This is a genomic window from Streptomyces stoeckheimensis (genome assembly GCF_045822005.1).
Taxonomy (GTDB): Bacteria; Actinomycetota; Actinomycetes; order Streptomycetales; family Streptomycetaceae; genus Streptomyces; species Streptomyces stoeckheimensis.
Window position 1 is genome coordinate 6,367,090 of record NZ_CP169550.1, and the last position, 18,764, is coordinate 6,385,853.

Here is an 18,764-nt window from a genome sequence, read left to right on the forward strand (position 1 = left end):
CATGGGGCATGGTCAGTGGCGCGGTGGGGCGGGGCAGGGTGGGTTGAAGGGGACCGATGTGAAGTGGTGGGTCCATTGGGCTCTCGTGATGCGGGGGTGCGCCGTGGCGCAGATGCGGGTGGTGACTTGGGCCAGGGTGGTGTCCCACTGGCGGAGGGTGAAGTCGTTGCCGCCGGTGGACAGGGTGGTGCCGTCCGGGCTGAAGGTCACGGCCGGTACGGGGTTCGTGTGGCCGGTGAGGATGGTGGGGGTCCTTGATGCTCCGGTTACGTTCCAGAGCAGGGCCTTGCCGTCCGCGGAGCCGGCTGCCAGGCGGCGGCCGTCCGCGGCGAAGGTGAGGCGGTAGAGCCAGGAGCCGGATGAGCTGAGGTGTTTCACCTTGGTGGGGTGGCTCGTGGTGTCGATGTCCATCAGCCATACCGTTCTGTCCGTGCGGTGGAAAGCGGCCAGTCTCCGGTTGTCGGGGCTGAACACGCCGCCGGTCAGGGCGTCGGAGCGGTACGGGGACGGTCGTTCCCGGGGGCTGCGCGGATCGCTGATGTCCCACAGGCGCAGGGAGCCGGACTCGCCGCTGCTCGTCATCAGCGTGCGGCCGTCCGGGCGGAAGGAGGCCATGGTGACGTCCGGGCCGTTCTCGGCGATCCGGCTCAGCCGATGGGGACGGGCGGGGTCGGTGAGGTCCCAGAGGCCGGCCGTGCCCAGGGCCCAGACGGCCAGCAGCCGGCCGTTCGCGGCGAAGCCGGCGCCGCCGACCTCGCCGCCGCCGGGGGCGAGGACCGATGTGAGGCGGGGTGTGCGGGGGTCCGTCACGTCCCAGACGCGGACGGTGGCGTCCTCGCTGGCCGTGACGAGGATGCGCCCGTCCGGGCTGAACGCCACGCAGCGGACGAACCTGGTGTGCCCGCGCAGGACCGACAGCGGCCACAGGGCCCGGCCGCCGGTGACCTGCCACAGTCGTGCGGTGCCGTCCCAGCTGGCGCTGGCGAGGAGACGGCCGGCCGGGTTGTACGCCAGGGAGGTGACCACGTCGTCGTGGGTTCCGAGTGAGAGGTCACGTAGGTCCAGGAGACGGTCTGCGTTGGCGAGCACGCGGCCGTCGGGGCTGAACGCGGCCTGGTAGAAACCGCCCTGGATCGTGCTGGTCCGCTTCGGTGTCGCCGGGGTGGCGACATCCCAGAACTGGGTGGTCCCGCCGACCGTGACGAGGGTGGAGCCGTCCGGGGCGAAGGCCACCGACCAGACGATCGCCGGGTGGACGGGCAGGACGGCCGGTGGTTGGGATCGTACGAGGTTCCAGACCCGTGCGGTGCGGTCCCAGCTCCCGGTGGCCAGGGTGCGGCCGTTCGGGCTGAACGCGGCCGAGGTCACCGTGTCCGTGTGTCCGCGGAGGACGTCCAGGGGGAGGGGAGCAGACGGGTCGGTGACGTCCCACAGTCTGACGGTGGTGTCGCCGGTGGTCGCCAGTGTGCGGCCGTCCGGGCTGAAGGTCGCCGAGGTGACCTGGTGGGTGTGGCCCGGCAGGGTGGCCAGTGGGTGGGGGTGGCGGGGGTCGTTCGTCTTCCACAGGCGTGTCGTGCCGTCGGTGTGGCCGGTGGCCAGGGTGCCGTCCGGGCCGTACGCCACCCAGCTCGGCCCGGACGGCTGGTCCTGCAGGGTGCTCAGCTCGGTGGGGGACCGCCGGTTCGTCACGTCCCACAGGCGTACGGAGCGTTCGCTCGCCGTGGCCAGGACGCGGGCGTCCGAGTCGAAGGCCACCGACCTCAGCTGCTCCGGCTGCTCCAGGACGGCCAACTGGACCGGGTGGCGGGCGTCCTCGACGTCCCACAGCCGGACCGTGCGGTCCCAGCTCGCGGTGGCCAGGACCGGGCTCCCGGGGGCGAAGGAGACCGCGACCACGTCGGAGGTGTGGCCGGTGAGACGGCTCGTGTACGGCGTCGCGAACGCGCTCATGAGCTGGTCGCGGACGTCGCCGGTGGCTGCCAGCCGGTACGCGGCCAGGTTCAGCTGCGCCGAGAGGGCGGGGTCCTGCGGCCGGAGCTCGGCCGCGTCCGCGGCGGCCTTGCGGGCAATGGCCACGTTGCGCTGCCCGATGGCCGAGTCGCGGGAGTCGACGGCCAGTCCGCCCGCGGTCGCCGCGACGACGACCAGGACCGTGAGCAGCGTGACCAGCTGCCGCAGGCGGACCGATCGTCGCCTGACCGCCGCCATCTCGCCGGCCTGCGCTTCCCGGCTCGCGTCGAGGAAGCGCCGCTCCCTGGAGGACAGCCGGCTGCCGTCCGCGGCGGCCAAGTCCAGTGCCGCGGCCAGCCTGGCCCCCCGGTAGAGGGCGTGCGGGTCGCGGTCGTGCGCCTCCCAGCCGGCGGTCGCGTCGGTGAGCTGCCGGTGCAGGAGCAGCCGGTCCCGGTCCTCGGTCAGCCAGCCGCGCAGCCTCGGCCAGCACCGGATGATCGCCTCGTGGGTGATCTCGACGCACCCCTCGTCCAGCGTCACCAGCCGTTGCCGGGCGAGGGATTCGAGCACGAAGCCCGTATCGGGGGTCGGGTCCAGCTCGTCCCTGGTGATGCGGCGCCTGGTGTCCTCCGTACCGTCGCCCAGCGCGGTCAGCCGGAGGAACAGCGACCGGGCGAGGTCTTGCTGGACGGGGGACAGCCCCCGGTAGGCGGCCTCGGCGGTCTGCGCGAGCGCATGCTGGATGCCGCCCGCCGCCAGATACCCGTCCAGGGTCAGGCGGCTGCCGCTGCGACGGCGCCAGGTCTCGACCATCGCGTGCGAGACCAGCGGCAGGGCACCGGGCTGACCGGTCGCGTCCGCGACCACGGCCGCCAGCAGCGGGCCGGTCACCGTGCAGTCGGCGAGCATCGCCGGCCGGGTGATGGCCTCGCGCAGTTCCTGACTGCTCATCGGGCCGACCGCGATCTGCGCGTCGCGCACCGCCTCGACCAGCCGGGGGTCCTGGACGCAGTGGCCGTAGAAATCGGCGCGCACGCCGAGCACCACCCGGGTCCGGCTGGTCTCCGCGGTGGTGGCCGCGATCAGCATGCCGATGAACGCGTCCCGTTCGTCCCGGTCCCCGCAGAGGGTGAAGACCTCCTCGAACTGGTCGACCACGATCAGCGCGTCGATGTCCGGTGCCCGGTCGATCACGGTCTGCCGGATCCGCAGGTGCAGCGCCACGGGATCGTCCAGCAGCTCGGTCGCCAGCGGGCCGGGAGCCGCGCCCGTCTGCCCGGCCAGGTGGACGGCACACTCCTGTACGGGATGCGAGCCCGGCGTGAACAGCATCACCGGCCACCCCGCTGCCCGCGCGCGGGCGACGAGCCCCGCCCGCAGCACCGAGGACTTACCCGATCCGGACGGCCCGAAGACCGCCAGGAACCGGCGCTCACGCACCTTCGCGACCACCTCGCCGGTGAGCCGCTCGCGCCCGAAGAACCGCTCGGCGTCTTCCGGCTGGAACGCCGACAGCCCCGCGTACGGTGCGCCCTGCGGGCCGGTTTCCGCGGGCTCGGCGCCCTGTGTGCGCGCGGCGATCTCGGCGGCGACCTCGTGCCAGCGGGTCTCCCACGCGCAACGGTCGCCTTCGCACGCCTCGACGTACGCCAGCGTCACGCCGAGGCTCGGAAAGGTGTGCCCGCCCGCGGCGTCCGACAGCGTCGTCGACGAATAGTGCGCCTTTTTCGCCAGTGCCCGATAGGGCGGCCGTCCCGCTTTCTCGCGCAGCTTGCGAAGGTCGGCGGCGAACCGGGTCAGGGGTCCGGTGTCCGGGTCGAGCGGGCGTTCGGGGCGGGGCATGGCTTTCCTTCCTGCGCCTTTCCGCAGTCGTGATGGGTGGTGTTTGTCCAGCAATTGATGTCCGGAATCCACGTTCCGGCGCCGGACATCGACCGGCGGCTAGACAAGGGGTCGGCGCAATCCGCGCCAGGGCACCACGAAGGGGAATCCATGAGGTCTCTACGACGACTGATGCTTCTGCTGGCGGCCACCGGGCTGCTGGCCGGCGCCACCCTGACGGGCACACCCGCGTCGGCCGCGGCGCCCCTCCTCAAGTCCAACCTGAACGGACGGTGCGCCGACATCTTCATGTTCCACCAGGAGAACGGCTCCTCCACCGTGACGTGGGACTGCCACGGCGGCACCAACCAGCAGTGGTACTGGGACGGAGAGCAGATCCGTTCCAGCCTGAACGGAAAGTGTCTGGAGATCTACGGCCCCCACCTGGGTGACCAGGGCTCGGTGAGCATGTGGGACTGCAACGGCGGGCGCCACCAGAAGTGGTTCCGCAACGGCAGCGAGATCCGCAACCGGGTCAACGGAAAGTGCCTCGACATCCTGGCCGGCAAGCCCGACAACGGCCAGCTCCTGGTGAGCTGGGCCTGCAACGGCGCGCGCAGCCAGAGCTGGGACTTCTGAACACCGGTCCGGTCCGGCACCCCGCGTGACGGACCGGGCCCCCGTTTCGAAATCGCATCATCGGAAAAGAGGGTGACGCATGTCCTTTCAGGCGATGAAGAACGAGCAGAATCAGCACTCCGGAACAGAAGGTCCGGACCGGCGGACGTTCCTGTCCAGGGCGCTCGGAGTGACGGCCGGTCTGGCCGGAGTGGCGGCGGCGGGCGCGTTCGCCCTCCCGGCTTCGGCGAAGGAATCCAATTCCCTGGCGAACCAGTCGAACTGGCGCTTCTGCGTGAAGTGCTACGGCCTGTTCTACTACGGCTTCCAGGACAACGGCCGCTGTCCTGCGGGCGGCGCCCACGCCCGCCAGACCAACAGGCCCGACTACGACTTCGTCATCCCCAACGGGGTGCCGGAGACGGCGACGGCCCAGCGCAATTGGCGCTTCTGCGTCAAGTGCTACGACATGTTCTACTACGGCTTCCAGGACAACGGCCGCTGTCCCGCGGGCGGCGCCCACAGCCGTCAGCCCTCGGCCGACTACGACTTCGTCATCCCGCACGACGTGTCGGAGACGCCGACGGCTCAGCGCAATTGGCGCTTCTGCGTGAAGTGCTACGTGATGTTCTACTACGGCTTCCAGGACAACGGCCGCTGCGCCGCGGGCGGCGCCCACGCCCGCCAGACCAACAGGCCGGACTACGACTTCGTCCTCCCGCACCAATAGACCCGGCCTCCGCACGTGCGCCCACCAACCCCGACGGGCTGGTGGGCGTTCGCACGTCCACGCTCACACCCGCGGCCACGCCCCGACTCGACCCGGAAACAATTCTGCAATCTCTTGCGCAAGGTCTTGCAGCGGTTCCGCCGGGCACCTACGGTCGCTGCAATCCCCAACTCGGCCGCGACCGGTCCCCACCCGGTCCTGCGCCTCTCCGCCAGGAGGAACACCGCATGCCCACCCGTGCCCGCGCCGTCAGAGCCGCCGCCGCGCTGCTCTCCGTATCCGCCGTCACCGCCGTGGCCGCCCTCGCCGTCGTCGGGGGGCCCGCCCCCCAGGCCGCGGCCGCCGCGCCCGGTGAGAAGGACGTCACCGCCGTCATGTTCGAGTGGCGGTTCGACTCCGTCGGGAAGGCCTGCGGGGAGAGCCTCGGGCCCGCCGGCTACGGCTACGTCCAGGTGTCGCCCCCGCAGGAGCACATCCAGGGGGGCCAGTGGTGGACCTCGTACCAGCCCGTCAGCTACAAGATCGCCGGTCGGCTGGGTGACCGCGCCGCCTTCAAGGCCATGGTCGACGCCTGCCACGCCGCCGGCGTGAAGGTCGTCGCCGACTCGGTCATCAACCACATGGCGGCCGGGGACGGCACCGGGACGGGCGGGAGTTCGTACACGAAGTACAACTACCCGGGCATCTACTCCGGCGCCGACATGGACGACTGCCGGTCCTCGATATCGAACTACCAGGACCGCGGGAACGTCCAGAACTGCGAGCTCGTCCAGCTCGCCGACCTGGACACCGGCGAGGACTACGTGCGCGGGCGGATCGCCGCCTACCTCAACGACCTGCTGTCGCTCGGCGTCGACGGCTTCCGCATCGACGCCGCCAAGCACATGCCGGCCGCCGACCTCGCCAACATCAAGTCCCGGATGACGAACCCGAACGCCTACTGGAAGCAGGAGGCGATCCACGGGGCGGGCGAGGCGGTCTCGCCCGGCGAGTACCTCGGGAGCGGGGACGTGCAGGAGTTCCGCTACGCGCGGGACCTCAAGCGGGTCTTCCAGAACGAGAACCTCGCCAACCTCAAGAACTTCGGCGAGGCCTGGGGGTACATGCCCGCGGGGCAGTCCGCCGTCTTCGTCGACAACCACGACACCGAGCGCGGCGGCGACACCCTCAGCTACAAGAACGGGTCCGCCTACACGCTCGCCAACGTCTTCATGCTCGCCTGGCCCTACGGCTCCCCGGACGTGCACTCCGGCTACGAGTGGACCGACCGGGACGCCGGACCGCCCAACGGCGGCACGGTGAACTCCTGTTACACCGACGGGTGGAAGTGCCAGCACGCCTGGCAGGAGATCTCCTCCATGGTCGGCTTCCGCAACTCCGCGCGCGGCCAGGCCGTCACCGACTGGTGGGACAACGGCGGCGACCAGATCGCCTTCGGGCGCGGCGCCAAGGCCTACGTGGCGATCAACCACGAGGGATCGGCGCTGACCCGGACGTTCCAGACCTCCCTCCCGGCCGGCGACTACTGCGACGTGCAGAGCGGGCGGGCCGTGACCGTGGACTCCGGCGGGCGGTTCAGCGCCACCCTCGGGGCCGGGACGGCCGTCGCCCTGCACGTGGGCGCCCGCAGCTGCGGCGGCGCCACGCCGAGCCCGACGTCGACCCCCACTGCGACTCCCACCGTCGCCGCCGGTGCTTCCTTCGCCGTCAACGCCACCACCGTGCTCGGCCAGAACATCTACGTCACCGGTGACCGCGCCGAGCTCGGCAACTGGAACACCGGCGCCGCCCTCAAGCTCGACCCGGCCGCCTACCCCGTCTGGAAGCTCGACGTCACGCTCCCGCCCGGCACGGTCTTCGCGTACAAGTACGTCCGCAAGGACGCCGCCGGCAACGTCACCTGGGAGAGCGGAGCCAACCGGTCCGCCACGGTTCCCGCCAACGGCAAGGTCACGCTGACCGACACCTGGCGCAACTGACCCTCCCGCCCCGCCCCGTCCCGTACCCGAGGAGATCCGCCTTGATACGCCCCGCCCTCGCCGGCGCCGCAAGAGTGCTCGCCGCCACCCTGGCCGTGACGCTCCTGCCCGCCCTGCCCGCCGCCGCGGCGGCCGCCGCCAAGGCGCCACCGGCCCCGCCCTCGGACGCCAAGCTGGCGGCCGAGGCCGCGCGGCACGACCTGACCCGGGAGCAGTTCTACTTCGTGCTCCCGGACCGGTTCGCGAACGGCGACCCGCGCAACGACCGGGGCGGGCTGACCGGTTCCCGGCTGGAGACCGGGCTGGACCCGACGGACAAGGGCTTCTACCAGGGCGGGGACCTCAAGGGGATCGCCGACCGGCTGGACTACATCAAGGGGCTCGGCACCACGGCCATCTGGATGGCGCCGATCTTCAAGAACCAGCCGGTGCAGGGGACGGGCAAGGACGTCTCGGCCGGGTACCACGGGTACTGGATCACCGACTTCACCCAGGTCGACCCGCACTTCGGGACCAACGCCGACCTGGAACGGCTGATCGACAAGGCGCACGCGAAGGGGATGAAGGTCTTCTTCGACGTCATCACCAACCACACCGCCGACGTCGTCGACTACCGGGAGGCGTCCTACGGGTACCTGTCGAAGGGCGCCTTCCCGTACCTGACCAAGGACGGGGTGCCCTTCGAGGATTCCGACTACGCCGCGGGGGAGGGGAAGTTCCCGAAGACCGACGCCGACTCCTTCCCCCGCACCCCCTTCGTCCCGGCCGCGAAGAAGAACCTGAAGGTCCCGGCCTGGCTCAACGACCCGACGATGTACCACAACCGGGGCGACTCCACCTTCGCCGGCGAATCCTCCGAGCAGGGTGACTTCTTCGGCCTCGACGACCTGTGGACCGAGCGTCCCGAGGTGGTCGAGGGGATGGAGAAGATCTACGAGAAGTGGGTCGAGGAGTACGACGTCGACGGCTTCCGGATCGACACCGTCAAGCACGTCAACAAGGGCTTCTGGACCCAGTGGGCCACCGCCCTCGACGCGTACGCGGCCCGGCACGGCCGCAAGGACTTCTTCATGTTCGGCGAGGTCTACTCCGCCGACACCGCGATCACCTCCCCGTACGTGACGCAGGGCCGCCTGGACGCCACGCTCGACTTCCCGCTCCAGGAGGCGATCCGCTCGTACGCCGCCCAGGGCGCGGAGGCCGGGAGGCTGGCCTCCGTCTTCGGCGACGACTACCGCTACACCACCGACAAGGCGAACGCCTACGAGCAGGTCACCTTCCTCGGCAACCACGACATGGGCCGCTTCGGGACCTTCCTGAAGCAGGACCGGCCGGGGGCCGGCGAGCAGGAGCTGCTGGACCGGTACCGGCTGGCCAACGAGCTGATGTTCCTCTCCCGGGGCAACCCGGTGATCTACTCCGGCGACGAGCAGGGCTTCACCGGCGCGGGCGGGGACAAGGACGCCCGCCAGCCCCTCTTCGCCTCCAAGGCGGCCGACTACCTGGACGACGACCAGCTCGGAACGGCGCGCACCCACGCGAGCGATGCTTACGATCCGGAGCACCCGCTCTACAAGCAGATCAGTGCTCTCGCGAAGCTGACCAAGGACCACCCGGCCCTCCGCGACGGCGTTCAGAGCGAACGATTCGTCGACGGCGCGGACGGCGCCGACGGTTCGGCCTACGCCTTCGCCCGCACCGACACCCGGACCCGCACCGAGTACCTGGTCGCGGCCAACAACGCCACCGCGCCCCGCACCATCGACCTCGACGCCCCGGCAGGCGTCCAGTACGCCGCCCTCTACGGCGGCACGGCCACGCTGATCCGCTCCTCCGCGGCCGGCAAGCTGACCGTCACCCTCCCGGCCCTCGGCTCCGTGGTCCTCCAGGCCACCACCCCCGCCGCCAAGCCCGCCACCAAGCCCGCCCTCACCCTCAAGGCCCCGGCCCCCGGTGCCACCGGCACCGTCGAGCTCTCCGCCGAGGTCACCGGCGACCCCCTGAGCCGGGTCGTCTTCGCCGCCCAGACCGGCAACGGCACGTGGCAGGTCCTCGGCTCCGCCGACCACGCCCCGTACAAGGTCACCCAGTTCATCGACCCGGCCACCGCCGCCGGCACCCCGCTGCGCTACAAGGCCGTGGCCGTCGACTCCGTCGGCCGTACCGCGAGCGCCCTCGCCGCATCCGCGACCGGTCAGACCCCGCCCGCCGAGGTCCCCACCGCCACCCAGCGCGACTACGCGGTCGTCCACTACAACCGCCCCGACGGCGACTACACGGACTGGCGGCTCTACGCCTGGGGCGACCTCGCCGAGGGTGAGGCCACTCCCTGGCCCGCCGGCCACGACTTCACCGGCCGCGACGCCTACGGGGCCTTCGCCCACGTCAAGCTCAAGCCCGGTGCGAGCAGCGTCAGTTACCTCGTCATCGACAAGAACGGCACCAAGGACGTCGCCGTCGACCGCACCATCGACGTGACGAAGACCGGTGAGATCTGGCTGGAGCAGGGCAAGGAGCCCGCCCGCACCGACCGCCCCGCCTACCCGCCGCAGGACACCACGAAGGCCGTTCTGCACTACCAGCGCCCCGACGGCGCCTACGAAGGCTGGGGCCTGCACGTCTGGACCGGAGCGGCGACGCCCACCGACTGGTCCAAGCCGCTGCTGCCCGTCCGCACCGACTCCTACGGCGCCGTCTACGAGGTGCCCCTCGCCGCCGGAGCCACCAGCCTCAGCTACATCCTCCACAACGGCGACGCCAAGGACCTCCCGTCCGACCAGTCCCTCGACCTGAAGACCAACGGGCACGAGGTCTGGATGCTGGGCGGCAAGGAGAAGTACCTCCTCCCGCAGCCCGCCGGATCGGCCGCCGCCCTGGACCTCACCAAGGCCCAGGCCGTCTGGATCGACCGCGACACGGTCGCCTGGAACGCCCCGCCCGCCGCGGCCTCCCTCCAGCTCCTCGCCTCCCGCGAAGGAGCCGTCAAGGCCGAGAACGGCACCCTGACCGGCCGGGCCCAGTGGCTGCGCCTGGCCGCGACCGAGCTGACCGCCGCCCAGAAGCAGAAGTACCCGCACCTGGCCGCGTACGCCGCCTACACGGTCGACCCGCGCGACCGGGACCGCGTCCGCGAAGCCCTGCGCGGGCAGCTCGTGGCCAGCGCCCGAGCCGCCAACGGCGCCGTCCTCGCCGCCACCGGAGTCCAGCTCGCCGGGGTCCTCGACGACCTCTACGCGGCCGGTGCGGAGAAGGCCGCCCTGGGCCCCGTCTTCAAGGACGGCCGCCCCACCCTCTCCGTGTGGGCCCCGACCGCCCAGCAGGTGAGCCTCGAACTCGACGGCCGCACCGTCCCGATGCGCCGCGACGACGCCACCGGCGTCTGGTCGGCGCGCGGAGACCGCGACTGGACCGGCAAGCGCTACCGCTACGCCGTCACCGTCTGGGCCCCGAGCACCGGCCAGGTGGTCCGCAACCTGGTCACCGACGCGTACTCCACCGCCCTGACCACGGACTCCGCGTACAGCCTGGCCGTGGACCTCGCCGACCCGAGGCTCGCCCCGGATGGCTGGCGCGAGCTGAAGAAGCCCGCGCCCGTCCCCTTCACCTCCGCGCAGATCCAGGAGCTGCACATCCGCGACTTCTCGGTCGCCGACACCACCAGCACCCACCCCGGCCAGTACCTGGCCTTCACGGACACCGCCTCGGCGGGCATGCGCCACCTGCGCGACCTCGCCTCGGCCGGCACCTCGTACGTCCACCTCCTGCCCGCCTTCGACATCGGCACCATCCCCGAGAAGCCCGCGGACCGCACCGAGCCCGCCTGCGACCTGAAGGTCTACGCCCCCGACTCCGAGGAGCAGCAGGCCTGCGTCGCCGCCGCGGCCGCGAAGGACGCGTACAACTGGGGTTACGACCCGCTGCACTACACGGTCCCCGAGGGCTCGTACGCGAGCGACCCGAACGGCACGGCCCGCACGGTCGAGTTCCGCCGCATGGTGCAGTCCCTGAACGGCGCGGGCCTGCGCACGGTCATGGACGTGGTCTACAACCACACCGTGGCCGCCGGGCAGTCCGACAAGTCGGTGCTCGACCGCATCGTCCCCGGCTACTACCAGCGGCTGCTGGCCGACGGCTCCGTCGCCACCTCCACCTGCTGCGCCAACACCGCCCCCGAGAACGCCATGATGGGCCGCCTGGTCGTGGACTCGGTGGTCACCTGGGCCAAGCAGTACAAGGTCGACGGCTTCCGCTTCGACCTCATGGGCCACCACCCGAAGGCCAACATCCTGGCCGTGCGCGCCGCCCTCGACGCGCTGACCGTCGCCAAGGACGGGGTCGACGGGAAGAAGATCGTCCTCTACGGGGAGGGCTGGAACTTCGGCGAGGTCGCGAACGACGCCCGCTTCGTGCAGGCCACGCAGCAGAACATGGCCGGCACCGGAATCGCCACCTTCTCCGACCGGGCCCGCGACGCGGTCCGCGGCGGCGGCCCCTTCGACGAGGACCCCCGCGTCCAGGGCTTCGCCTCCGGCCTGTTCACCGCCCCCAACGCCTCCCCGGCGAACGGGACACCGGAACAGCAGCGCGTCCGGCTCCTCCACGACCAGGACCTGATCAAGGTCGGGCTGACCGGCAACCTCGCCGCGTACGCCTTCACGGACTCCACCGGCCGCGCGGTCAAGGGCTCCGAGGTGGACTACAACGGAGCCCCGGCCGGATACGCGGCGGCCCCCGGCGACGCGCTGGCGTACGTCGACGCCCACGACAACGAGACGCTCTTCGACGCCCTGGCGTTCAAGCTCCCCGAAGGCACCTCCACGGCCGACCGGTCCCGCGCCCAGGTCCTGGCGATGTCCGTCGCCGCCCTCTCCCAGGGCCCGGCCCTCTCCCAGGCGGGCACGGACCTGCTCCGCTCCAAGTCCCTGGACCGCAACTCCTACGACAGCGGGGACTGGTTCAACGCCGTCCACTGGGACTGCAAGGACGGCAACGGCTTCGGCCGCGGCCTGCCCCCGGCGGCCGACAACCGCGCGAAGTGGCCCTACGCGAAGCCCCTGCTCGCAGCGCCCGCACCCGGCTGCGCGGAGATCGGCGGCGCCTCGTCCGCGTACCGGGACCTGCTGAGGATCCGTACGACGGAACCCGCCTTCGCCCTCACCACCACCGAGGCGGTCCAGGCGAAGCTGGCCTTCCCCCTCTCGGGGGCCGAGGAGACCCCGGGCGTGATCACGATGACCCTGGGCGACCTGGTGGTCGTCTTCAACGCCACCCCCACCGCCCGGACCCAGCGGGTCCCGGCCCTCGCGGGCACGGCCTACGCCCTGCACCCGGTCCAGGCCTCGGGCGCGGACCCGGTGGTCCGGCAGGCGGCGTACGACCCGGCGAAGGGAGAGTTCGCCGTCCCGGCCCGCACGGCGGCGGTCTTCAAGCGGGGGTGACGAGGCGGGGGCGGGTCAGGCGGGGTTGACCAGAGTGAGCTGATCCAGCCGCTTCTCCAGCAGGATCACCCCGTACACCCGCCCGTCCTTGCCCACCTTGTTGGGGAGCTCCCCGACCACCCGGTAGCCCGCGGACTGGTAGTACGCGAGCAGCCGGGGGTTGGTGGAGACGCAGTCCAGCCGCGCCCGTTCGCGGCCGGTCCTGGCGATGCGCCGCTCGGAGTGTTCGAGCAGCCGCCGGCCGGTCCCGACGGGCGCGGCCTCGCGTTCGACCATGAGCCGGTGCACGTAGCCGGCCACGGGCGGCTGGATGCCCCAGGCCTCCTCGTCGGACCACCACAGCTCGTAGGCCCCTATGGTGTGCCCGTCGTCGTCGGAGGCGAGCCACACCTCGCCCTCGCGCATGATCGCCCGGAAGTGCGCGGAGTCCTTGTCCCCGGGCTTCCACTGCTCGATCCCCTGCGCGTGCATCCAGTGGGCGGCCCCGTCGTACAGCGCCACCAGCGTGCCGGCGTCCTTCTCCTCGGCCTGCCGGAACACGATCCCGTCGTCAATGATCACGCGGGCATTATTGCGCGCTATTCGATCAAGAGCAGCTGATCAACGCGGACCGGGCACCGAGGGGCCGGATCCCTGGGGGACGAGGGCCACCAGCCGCCCACCAGTTCCCCGAACGGCCCGTCGGCCGGCTCGTCCACGAGGATCCGTACGAGGATCCCCGCCATCTCCGCGTCGTAGGCGGCGCTCACCGCGGCCAGCGCCGCGAAATCGTGCACGAGCTGCAGTTCCAGCTCGGCGCGCGGGATCCGCCGGCCGTCCAGCCAGATCAGCGCCGTCGACTCGGCCAGCGACACCCACGAGCGCACCACGAGTTCCAGCCGGGCGGGCGGAGCCTTACGGTCGACGCCCAGGTGCGCGAGGATCTGCTCGTACGCCGCCTGGCGGACCTCGTCGATCATCGCGTTGGCCCGGCTGCTGCCGACCGCCGGACCGCCCCGCATCAGCGCCGAGAACCCGGGCCCGTGGTCGTCGACGAAGGCGAAGAACCGCCCCATGACCCGGAGCAACCGGGCCCCGAGCGGCCCCTCCTGGGGCTCCTCGAAGCGCAGCGCGAGCTCGTCGGCCGCCCGCCGCAGCGCCGCCTCGTAGAGGCTGAGCTTGCCGGGAAAGTAGTGGTAGACCAGCGGCCGCGATATCCCCGCGGCCGCCGCGATCTCGTCGATGGACACATCGTCGGGCGACCGGTGGCTGAACAGCTCCAGCGCCACCCCGATCAGCTGCTGCCGCCGCTCCTCGACACCCATCCTGCGCCGCACCCCGGTTGTCATGCGGACACCCTACTGCGCACCCCCGCAGGGACCCCCTACAGGTCCAGGACCAGGCGGTCCGAGGCCGCACGGGAGACGCACAGGAGCATGGAATCCTCGCGTTCGCCGTCCGTGAGGAGGGTGTCGCGGTGATCGATGTCCCCCGAGAGGACCCGGTGTTGGCAGGTGCCGCAGAAGCCCTGCTCGCAGGAGTACGGGGTGTTGGGGAGCTCCCGGCGGACGGCGGTCAGGGCGGACTCCGTCGCCGCCACCTCCACGACCCGCCCCGAACGGTGGAGTTCCACCGTGAAGGGCTTCGCGTCCCCGCCCGCGGCCACCGGGGCGAAGCGCTCCAAGTGGACCGGGGCGCCCGCCGCGGCGGCCGCCTCCACCGCCGCCATCAGCGGGGCCGGGCCGCAGCAGTACACCGGCGCGTCCGGTCCGAGCGCGCCGAGCGCGCTCAGGTCGGGGAGGCCCGCCTCGTCCTCGGGGACGACCGTGACCCGGTCCCCGTACTGCGCCAGTTCGGCCAGGAAGGGCATCGAGGCCCGCGAGCGGCCCCCGTAGAGCAGGGTCCAGTCCGCGCCCGCCGCCGTCGCCGCCCGGAGCATCGGCAGGACCGGGGTGATGCCGATCCCGCCCGCGACGAAGGCGTAGGACGGGGCCGGGACGAGGGGGAAGCGGTTGCGGGGCGGGCGGACCGGGAGCTCCGCGCCCTCCACCAGCTGGGCGTGCGCCTCGCGCGAGCCGCCGCGGCCGTCCGGTACGAGCCGGACCGCGATCGTGTAGCGGCCCCGGTCGGCGGGGTCGCCGCACAGGGAGTACTGGCGGACCAGACCCGAGGGCAGCTGCACGTCCAGGTGCGCACCCGGGGCCCACTCCGGGAGCTCCGCCGATTCCAGCGTCAGGGACAGCACCCCGTCCGCGGGCTCCGTACGGGAGACGATCAGCGCCGGGATCCAGCGGCGCGGCGAGTACCCCGACACCGGGGTCTCCAGCGCGGGCAGGGGCCACAGGGGCGATCCGGAGTCGATGCGCCGGCCGATCGCACGCTTCGCCAGCCAGGCGGCGCCCGCGAGCGCGGTCACCGTGAGGGCGCGCTTCATCCGCGAGCACCGCCGTTCGCGCCGGGGGAGGAGGCCAGGTAGGCGACGGCCTGCGCCGTGGAGCCCTCCTGCGAGGGGTGGTAGGTGCGCGAGAGGTACGTCGGGATCGACTTCAGCATCGCGCCCGTGGACGGCAGGGTCCCCTTGCGGCCCGAGCGGTAGAACTGGCCCACCGAGGCCTTGGACCCGGGCGGGAGCGAGGCGTCGTGTTCCATGAAGTAGCGCGATCCGCGCTGCCACAGGAAGACCAGCGCCGTGAAGGCCGTGGCCCAGGTGCGGGCCCGGCGGCGGTAGCCGCCGTCGAGGTGCATGAACAGGTCGAAGGCCACCGACCGGTGCTCGACCTCCTCCGCGCCGTGCCAGCGCAGCAGGTCCAGCATCATCGGGTCGGCGCCGCGCCGGTCCAGTTCGTCGGCGTTGAGCACCCAGTTGCCCAGGAAGGCCGTGTAGTGCTCGATCGCGGCGATCATCGCCACGCGCTCCATCAGCCACCACTTGCGGGGTGCGCCCGGCGGCAGCGTCCGGTCGCCGAGCAGCTTCTCGAAGAGCCAGTCGATCTGCGCCGTGTAGGGCGTCGGATCCAGGCCAAGCCGCTTGAGGTGGGGGAGCACGTCGTCGTGCGCGCTCGCGTGCATGGCCTCCTGGCCGATGAACCCGACGACGTCCTCGCGCAGTTGCTCGTCCGTGATGTACGGGAGCACCTGCTTGTAGACGTGCACGAACCAGCGCTCGCCCGCCGGGAGCAGCAGGTGCAGCACGTTGATGGTGTGGTTGGCGAAGGGATCGCCGGGCAGCCAGTGGAGCGGGGTGTCCTCCCAGGAGAAGGACACGTTCCGGGCCTTCAGATCTATGTGCTCCGACGCCACGGGGGCGGGCGACGCGGGCGGCGTATTAGACATGGCGTCAATGTACTGATGGGTAGAGGGGAGGGAAACCCCTCTACCGCCACTTCCTGCGCCTCCCGGTCCGTCCTCGCGGCGGGCCGGGACTACCTCAACACCCCCGCCTTCGAACCGTCCGTGAGCTTGCCCGTCAGTTCCACCTGCGCCCCCGCCGGAGCCTTCACCGCCAGCCGGTTGCCCACCGCGACCCCGCTCACCTGACCGCCGCCCACGGTCAGCGAGGCGAACTGCGCACTGCCCGCCGCCAGGACGTACCACTGCCCGGCCTTGGACTTCCACAGCACCCCGGCCAGCACCCGCGGCTCCCGCGGCCCGCACGCCGGCGAACCCTCCGCCTTCGCCGCCTGCGCCGCCAGCGGCGCGCCCGGGGCCAGGAACTGCGCCTGCACCCGGTCCGCCGTGCCCTGCCAGGTCTCCGCCCGGGTGCACAGCCAGGTCGCCGTGCCGTCGCCCTCGGGCAGCGGCTGCTTCGCGTACGTCCACGCGTTGACCGTGCGCACCCCGTGCGAGCGCACCGAAGGCAGCAGGCAGGCGATCCGCGACCAGTCGCCCAGCTCCGCGCCCTCCGTCACGTTCCGCTCGGCGCCCGGCGCCCCCGAGGTCAGCCGGGCCGGGGTCAGCTCGCCCAGGTCGGTGATCAGCCGGGTCGCGCCGTCACCGGTCACGGCCAGGGCGCTCCAGCTCGTACAGGTGCCTTCCGGGGCGGGGCTCGGCACCGGCGGAGTGATCCCCTCCGGCGTCAGCTCCAGTCCCGTCGGGGCGTCGCCCGGCTTCAGCAGGTCCCGCTGCGTCGCGGCCGTCACCCAGGGGGCCGTCAGATAGCGGACGTTGCCGTCGACCCGGCTGAGCACCAGGGCCGCCGCCGTGTCCGCCGAGGCGCCGTCGGTCCGGGCGAAGTCGAGGGCGGCGATCTCGGTGCCGGAGCGCGGTTCGGCGTACCGCACCACGCGCAGGCCGTCGTACAGCAGGACCACGACGGCCTGGTCGACGGTCCCGGCGAACAGCAGCTGCGGGGGTCCCATCGGCGGCCCCGACGGGGTGCCGGGGGTGGCCGAGACCACGACCGAGCGGCCCGGCCGGGCCCAGACGGCCAGCGCCCGCCGCAGCAGCGCGGCATCGTCGACGCGGTCGCCGCGCGCGGGCCAGCCGGAGTAGTCGGTACGGGAGGCCGTACGCCAGACCGTGGGCGCGACCCGGACCAGCTGCCCGGGGTCCAGCGCCTGCTCCGCCGCCGCGTTCTTCGCGTAGAGCGGGGCCGCGGCCCCGTCGGCCCCCCACCCGCCGCCGGGCAGCGAGAGCAGCACCCCGCACACGGCGAGGGCGACCCCGGCGGCGATCCCGGCCCGCACGAGCCGGCGGCGGCGCAGCAGGTCGGTCGGCCGGGCCTGGAGCACGCACGGGTCGAACTCGGGGGAGGCGAACAGCTCGTCGGTCGACGGGTCCCCGGACTCCGCGACGGCGGCGGCCGGATTGACCACCCCCGCCTCGGTCAGCACCCGCAGCACCTCGGGCTCGGGCAGCCGCTCCAGCGCCCGCAGGACGCACGCGGCCCGGCCCGGACCGTCGAGGGTGGCCAGCCACTGGTCGAGCGCCAGCTCCTCGGCGCCGCCCGAGCGCGGGAACAGCCGCAGCCCCCACACCTGGGGGAGCACCGGCGGCAGTTGCGCCCGCCGGGGCAGCGCGCGGAACGTCAGCGGGATCCCGGCCTCCAGCGCGGACCGCAGCACGCGCAGCCGTACGTACGCGTACCCCGACTCGGGACCCGCCCCGCCCCGCTGCCCCGGCACCCCGCCCTGGACCGCGGCCTGCGCGGCGGCCGCCCCGTCCCGCCGCCCGCGCGGCAGGGCGCGCTGGGCCAGCGAGTGGGCGGTCAGGACCCGGCGATTGCGGCCGAGGGCGGGCGGCAGCACCAGGTAGGCCAGCCGCACCAGCCGGGGATAGTGCTCGACGATGGCGGCCTCGGCCTGCTCGACATCGGGGGAGAGGGGGCGGGTGGCGGTATCCGGCGCAGTCACGTTCAGCAGAACGAGCGAATGGTCGGATGGTCACCGGGTCCCAGCGCGCATGTTCGGACCGGCTCGTCCGGCGGACTCAGACGGTCAGGCGGGCGCGCAGTGCCTCGACCGTCTCGTCGGAGACGCCGAGTCCCTCGCGCACGTACTTCTCCATCGAGCCGTAGCGCGTGCTCACCTCGTCCAGCCCGGCCTCCAGGTAGGAGGGGTAGACGCCGATCAGCGCCAGCGCGATGTCCGGGTCGCCGCCGGCCGCCGTGAAGCCCTCGATCATCGGGGCGAAGGCGATCCGCACCGCCGGGTTGACCGACAGGTACTCGCTCATCAGCGTCTCGTCGTCGGCGCCGAGCAGCGACAGGATCACGGTCGCGCCCCAGCCCGTACGGTCCTTGCCCGCCGTGCAGTGGAAGAGCAGCGGCCCCGACTGCGGGTCGGCGAGCTCGGTGAGCAGCAGCCGGTACGCGGCCTGCGCGGAGGCGGAGCTGACCAGGGAGCGGTAGAGGCTGGTGAACAGGGCCTGCACCTTGCCGCCGCCCAAGTGCTCCTCGGCCACCACCGGGTCGGACAGGATGTCCTTGAGCTGGGCGGCGGGTATCTTCCCCGGGCCGCCGTCGCCCCCGGCGTCGGCCGCCATCTTGTCGGCCAGGGCGTCGGCTATGAGGAGCCTGGCGCCGGCCGGCACCCGGTCGGGGTGTTCGCCGCGCTCCACGCCGGTGCGGAAGTCGATGACGGTGCCGATGCCCAGCGCGGCCACCGCCCGGTCGACCTCGAGGTCGAGCCGGTCGAGCTGGCCGGAGCGCAGCACCAGACCCGGGCGGACGCTGCGGCCCCCGGCGAGCGGGGTGCCTCCGAGGTCCCGGAGGTTGGCGACGGTCTTGGCGGTGGTGACGGTCATCGTGGC

The 18,764-nt window shown here is 72.4% G+C and carries 11 protein-coding genes; 4 read left to right on the top strand and 7 right to left on the bottom strand.

The features are described 5' to 3' along the window. Positions 1-12: 12 nt before the first annotated feature. A complete protein-coding gene (locus tag ACE1OC_RS28845) occupies positions 13-3,792 on the bottom strand; it encodes a WD40 repeat domain-containing protein (RefSeq protein WP_407839464.1) in 3,780 nt (1,259 codons plus the stop codon). A 150-nt stretch (positions 3,793-3,942) separates the two neighbouring features. Between ACE1OC_RS28845 and ACE1OC_RS28850 the strand changes: the two genes are divergently transcribed. From ACE1OC_RS28850 to pulA, 4 genes are all read left to right on the top strand, one after another. Next, positions 3,943-4,410, top strand: a complete 468-nt coding sequence (locus ACE1OC_RS28850) for an RICIN domain-containing protein (protein ID WP_407839465.1) — start codon at positions 3,943-3,945, stop codon at positions 4,408-4,410. Between the two features lie 79 nt (positions 4,411-4,489). Beyond that, positions 4,490-5,119, top strand: coding sequence for a hypothetical protein (locus ACE1OC_RS28855; RefSeq protein WP_407839466.1), 630 nt, complete (start codon positions 4,490-4,492; stop codon positions 5,117-5,119). Positions 5,120-5,346: 227 nt separating this feature from the next. Further along, positions 5,347-7,098 (top strand): carbohydrate-binding module family 20 domain-containing protein, encoded by a 1,752-nt coding sequence (locus ACE1OC_RS28860; RefSeq protein ID WP_407839467.1) that lies wholly within the window; start codon positions 5,347-5,349, stop codon positions 7,096-7,098. 41 nt (positions 7,099-7,139) lie between these two features. Next, positions 7,140-12,536: a pullulanase-type alpha-1,6-glucosidase gene (gene pulA, locus ACE1OC_RS28865; RefSeq protein ID WP_407839468.1), complete on the top strand. Its 5,397-nt coding sequence runs from the start codon at positions 7,140-7,142 to the stop codon at positions 12,534-12,536. A gap of 15 nt (positions 12,537-12,551) precedes the next feature. Here pulA and ACE1OC_RS28870 read toward each other — a convergent pair whose 3' ends face one another. From ACE1OC_RS28870 to ACE1OC_RS28895, 6 genes are all read right to left on the bottom strand, one after another. Then, entirely contained in the window at positions 12,552-13,097 is a 546-nt protein-coding gene (locus tag ACE1OC_RS28870) for a GNAT family N-acetyltransferase (RefSeq protein WP_407839469.1), read from the bottom strand. A gap of 17 nt (positions 13,098-13,114) precedes the next feature. Then, positions 13,115-13,864, bottom strand: coding sequence for a TetR/AcrR family transcriptional regulator (locus tag ACE1OC_RS28875; protein ID WP_407839470.1), 750 nt, complete (start codon positions 13,862-13,864; stop codon positions 13,115-13,117). Between the two features lie 35 nt (positions 13,865-13,899). Next, positions 13,900-14,949 carry a PDR/VanB family oxidoreductase gene (locus tag ACE1OC_RS28880; protein ID WP_407839471.1) on the bottom strand — a complete coding sequence of 350 codons (1,050 nt, stop codon included), beginning with the start codon at positions 14,947-14,949 and terminating at the stop codon, positions 13,900-13,902. Beyond that, positions 14,946-15,848, bottom strand: a complete 903-nt coding sequence (locus tag ACE1OC_RS28885) for a metal-dependent hydrolase (RefSeq protein WP_407839472.1) — start codon at positions 15,846-15,848, stop codon at positions 14,946-14,948. Before ACE1OC_RS28885 ends, ACE1OC_RS28880 begins: the two co-directional genes overlap by 4 nt. Before the next feature lie 89 nt (positions 15,849-15,937). Continuing rightward, positions 15,938-17,866, bottom strand: coding sequence for a hypothetical protein (locus ACE1OC_RS28890; RefSeq protein ID WP_407839473.1), 1,929 nt, complete (start codon positions 17,864-17,866; stop codon positions 15,938-15,940). Between the two features lie 76 nt (positions 17,867-17,942). Then, entirely contained in the window at positions 17,943-18,758 is an 816-nt protein-coding gene (locus tag ACE1OC_RS28895) for a tyrosine-protein phosphatase (RefSeq protein ID WP_407839474.1), read from the bottom strand. Between the last annotated feature and the right edge of the window lie 6 nt (positions 18,759-18,764).

Bases quoted from the DNA above. Each gene is read 5' to 3' on its own strand.
- ACE1OC_RS28845 (WP_407839464.1), bottom strand. From the start codon at position 3,792: ATGCCCCGCCCCGAACGCCCGCTCGACCCGGACACCGGACCCCTGACC.
- ACE1OC_RS28850 (WP_407839465.1), top strand. From the start codon at position 3,943: ATGAGGTCTCTACGACGACTGATGCTTCTGCTGGCGGCCACCGGGCTG.
- ACE1OC_RS28855 (WP_407839466.1), top strand. From the start codon at position 4,490: ATGTCCTTTCAGGCGATGAAGAACGAGCAGAATCAGCACTCCGGAACA.
- ACE1OC_RS28860 (WP_407839467.1), top strand. From the start codon at position 5,347: ATGCCCACCCGTGCCCGCGCCGTCAGAGCCGCCGCCGCGCTGCTCTCC.
- ACE1OC_RS28875 (WP_407839470.1), bottom strand. From the start codon at position 13,864: ATGACAACCGGGGTGCGGCGCAGGATGGGTGTCGAGGAGCGGCGGCAG.
- ACE1OC_RS28880 (WP_407839471.1), bottom strand. From the start codon at position 14,949: ATGAAGCGCGCCCTCACGGTGACCGCGCTCGCGGGCGCCGCCTGGCTG.
- ACE1OC_RS28885 (WP_407839472.1), bottom strand. From the start codon at position 15,848: ATGTCTAATACGCCGCCCGCGTCGCCCGCCCCCGTGGCGTCGGAGCAC.
- ACE1OC_RS28895 (WP_407839474.1), bottom strand. From the start codon at position 18,758: ATGACCGTCACCACCGCCAAGACCGTCGCCAACCTCCGGGACCTCGGA.